The sequence below is a fragment of the Mesorhizobium sp. M7A.F.Ca.CA.004.06.1.1 genome (genome assembly GCF_003999135.1).
Taxonomy (GTDB): domain Bacteria; phylum Pseudomonadota; class Alphaproteobacteria; order Rhizobiales; family Rhizobiaceae; genus Mesorhizobium.
The window spans coordinates 1-1,417 of the sequence record NZ_RZPQ01001086.1; the positions used below are offsets into that span (position 1 = coordinate 1).

Sequence of the window (1,417 nt, forward strand, 5' to 3'; positions counted from 1 at the left end):
GGACGGCATCCCCGACGACGAGCCGCATATCTCCGCCTTCCAGGGCGCGCTCGAAGGCGAAGTGTCGATCGTTACCTTCGACGCGCCGATCTGACTCCAACCCCCGGTCCAGCTTTCGAATCGACTGCCGAGACGAATCGGCGATCGAGGCATTCCCAGCCGACAAAATACGCACTGCCGCTCGAGGAAGGCTGAGTTTGGCTGCTTGGCTTCGGCTTGCCCGGGGCAAGTGTTCTGATAAGAAACCATCACCATCATCAAACAGACGGAGCGGCCGTGTCCCAGCCCATCAAGATAGGCATCGTCGGCGTCGGCAAGATCGTCCGCGACCAGCACCTACCGGCCCTGGCGAAAGACCAGGACTATCGCCTCATCGCGGCCGCCAGCCGTCACGGCAAGGTGGATGACATCACGAATTTTCCTGACATCGAAGCCATGCTCGACGCTGTGCCCGAGCTCGAGGCCGTGTCGCTCTGCATGCCGCCGCAGTTCCGCTACGATGCGGCGCGGACGGCACTGATGGCCAAGAAGCATGTCTTCCTGGAGAAGCCGCCTGGCGCCACTGTCAGCGAGGTCGAGGACCTCAAGACATTGGCCGCACAGAACGGGGTTTCGCTGTTCGCCAGCTGGCACTCGCGCTATGCGCCGGCCGTAGAGGCCGCGCGTGCATTCCTCGACAAAGCCAAGATCAGGTCGGCCGCCATCAACTGGAAGGAAGACGTGCGCCGCTGGCACCCGAACCAGGAATGGATCTGGGCTCCCGGCGGTTTCGGCGTCTTCGATCCCGGCATCAACGCGCTGTCGATTGCCACCCATATCCTGCCGGCGATGTTCATCACCTCGGCGGTGCTGGATTTTCCCGAAAACCGCGCCTCCCCGGTTGCCGCGCGCGTCGCCTTCCGCACCTCGAACGGGTTGCCGGTGACGATGGACCTCGACTGGCTGCAGACAGGCCCGCAAAGCTGGGACATCCTGGCCGACACCGACAAGGGCGCGATGGTGCTGTCGGGCGGCGGCTCGAAGCTCGCCATCGACGGCAAGGTGGTTCATGACGAGCCGGAGGCCGAGTACCCGATGCTCTACAAGCGCTTCGCCGAGATCGTCCGCGCCGGCACCTCCGATGTCGATCTGGCGCCGCTGCAGCATGTCGCTGACGCCTTCATGCTCGGCAAGCGCAACGTGGTCGAGGCGTTCTTCGATTGACAATGGGCTGTGAAGAGCGACCTCGCTCCGATCCCCACTTTCCGGATCATTTGCGAAGGGCGCGCCGCCCCTCATTGTCCTGCCGGACATTTCTCCCCGTATAGTGACGGGGAGAAAGGGGCAATGGCGACGCCGGCGTTCGCCCTGCAAGGTCGCCGATTGGCGAAATCGTCAGCGACGGCGTCCTTCTCCCCGTCACTATACGGGGAGAAGG

At 63.6% G+C, this 1,417-nt stretch carries 1 protein-coding gene and 1 pseudogene; both read left to right on the forward strand.

Annotated elements, in window-relative coordinates; all coding sequences use genetic code 11:
- Window positions 1–94, forward strand: a pseudogene (locus EN906_RS38630) (transcriptional regulator); the annotation flags it as partial.
- A gap of 182 nt (window positions 95–276) precedes the next feature.
- Window positions 277–1,203: a Gfo/Idh/MocA family oxidoreductase gene (locus EN906_RS34070; RefSeq protein ID WP_127271910.1), complete on the forward strand. Its 927-nt coding sequence runs from the start codon at window positions 277–279 to the stop codon at window positions 1,201–1,203.
- Window positions 1,204–1,417 lie beyond the last annotated feature (214 nt).